This window comes from Streptomyces sp. PH10-H1, assembly GCF_030063355.1.
Lineage (GTDB): Bacteria > Actinomycetota > Actinomycetes > Streptomycetales > Streptomycetaceae > Actinacidiphila.
This window is the reverse complement of record NZ_JASISZ010000196.1, coordinates 1-1,935: the sequence shown is the minus strand read 5'-3', so window position 1 is coordinate 1,935 and position 1,935 is coordinate 1. Positions and strand designations below refer to the sequence as shown.

The following is a 1,935-nucleotide window of genomic DNA, read 5'->3' as shown; positions in this document are numbered from 1 at the left end:
AAAGGTGCCTTCCGACCCGCCCCGATACGACCCTCAGCAAGTCGCATCCAAGCAGGTCAGAAGGCACCTCTTCTTTTCGTCTCACACTCCGTCAACAACCCCAGCCACTCTGGTGAAACGCCCAGGCTGGTGGCCCGGCCCGAAAGGGCGCCCACGTGGATCAGGCGAGCCTTTGAAGTCACCGCTGCAAGGAAGCCGGAGCCGAGGGACAAGTTAGACACCGGAGGCGGACATGGAGATCACGGCACCTGTCGTGACGCTCGCGCCTGCGGTGAACGGACCCGAGGACGACTTACTCGACTGGCACGGCATCGACTGGGCCACCTGCGAGGAAAACGTACGGCGGCTGAGGCAGAGGATCTTCAAGGCGACGCAGGACGGGGACCTGAAGAAGGTCCGCAACTTGCAGAAGCTCATGTTGCGGAGCCGCAGCAACACGCTGGTCAGCGTGAAGCGAGTGACGCAGCAGAGCAGTGGTCGCATGACGGCTGGCATCGACGGGGAACGAGCCCTCACGCCGAAGGCGCGAGGGCTCCTGGCGGACGAGATCCATCGGTCGCCGAAGCCCTGGAAGGCCACGCCGGTCAAGCGAGTGTTCATCCCCAAGAGCAACGGGAAACAGCGACCGCTCGGCATCCCGGTCATCCGTGACCGGGTCCTCCAGGCCCGCGTGAAGAACGCGCTGGAACCCGAGTGGGAAGCGCGGTTCGAGCCGAGGTCCTATGGCTTCCGGCCCGGCCGCAGCTGCCAGGACGCGATATCCGCGATCTTCTGGACGGTGAAGGGCAAGAACCCGAAGCGTCTGTGGGTCCTGGACGCGGACCTGTCGGCGGCGTTCGACCGCATCGACCACACCCACCTCATGACCATGCTCGGCCAGTTCCCCGCCAGGGACCTGATCCACGGATGGCTGAAGGCGGGCGTGATCGACCGCGGCCGGTTCGCACCGACCGAGGAGGGAACTCCTCAAGGCGGTGTGATCAGCCCGCTGCTGCTGAACGTCGCTCTGCACGGATTGGAAGAAGCCGCAGGGTGCCAATACACGGTGACGCATGCCGGGCGTGAGCCCGGCGCCGCCCCGGGCGCTCCGGTGCTGGTGAGGTATGCCGACGACTTCGTCGTGCTCTGCCACGACGAAGCCCAGGTGCACCAGGTCAGGGCCCGACTTGAGGAGGCTGGAGCCGAGAGGCCTTCGCTTCAACGAGGAGAAGACCACGGTCGTCCACCTCGATGAGGGATTCGACTTCCTCGGCTTCAACGTCCGCCGGAAGAGCCAGAAGAAGCTGATCATCAAGCCGAGCACAGCGGCTTGCGCGAGGCTCCGGGCGCGACTCCGGACCGAAGTTCAGGCCCTGCATGGGGCCAAGGCTGAGGCCGTGTTGCGCAGGCTGATCCCGATCGTTCGCGGTTGGGCTGCCTACTACCGGGCGGTGGCATCCACGACGACGTTCTCGTCGTTGGATCACTACATGTGGCGGCTGACCTTCAAATGGGCCAGGCGCAGTCACCGCAACAAGTCGAGGCACTGGGTCGTGGACCGGTACTTCGGGCAGTTCCACCCGTCCCGGCGAGACCGGTGGGTGTTCGGCGACCGCGACAGCGGCGCCTTCCTCATCAAATTCGCCTGGACCGGCATCGTCCGCCACTACCCCGTCAAGGGTGGAGCGTCCCCGGACGACCCCGCGCTGACCGAGTACTGGCGGGACCGCCGCCGCAGAAAGGCGCCGCCGCCCATGGACAAGACGAGTCTTGTCCTGGCGGTCCGGCAGCAGGGGCTCTGCCCCCTCTGCAAGCAGGCGCTGATCGTCCCCTCTCTGTCAGCCTTGGGTGAGACGTCCCGCTTCGGTGGGTTAGCCTGAGAGGGCACCGACAGGAGAACCACACCCTCATGACCAGCACCAAGCCCGCTGGATCCGATCCGGCCCCCAGGCCGAA

The 1,935-nt window shown here is 65.8% G+C and carries 2 protein-coding genes; both read left to right on the top strand.

Annotated elements, in window-relative coordinates; all coding sequences use genetic code 11:
- The first annotated feature begins 232 nt into the window (after positions 1-232).
- Positions 233-1,234, top strand: a complete 1,002-nt coding sequence (locus tag QMK24_RS42195) for a reverse transcriptase N-terminal domain-containing protein (protein ID WP_502962722.1) — start codon at positions 233-235, stop codon at positions 1,232-1,234.
- Positions 1,235-1,376: 142 nt separating this feature from the next.
- Positions 1,377-1,859, top strand: a complete 483-nt coding sequence (locus tag QMK24_RS42190; RefSeq protein WP_502962723.1) for a group II intron maturase-specific domain-containing protein — start codon at positions 1,377-1,379, stop codon at positions 1,857-1,859.
- Positions 1,860-1,935 lie beyond the last annotated feature (76 nt).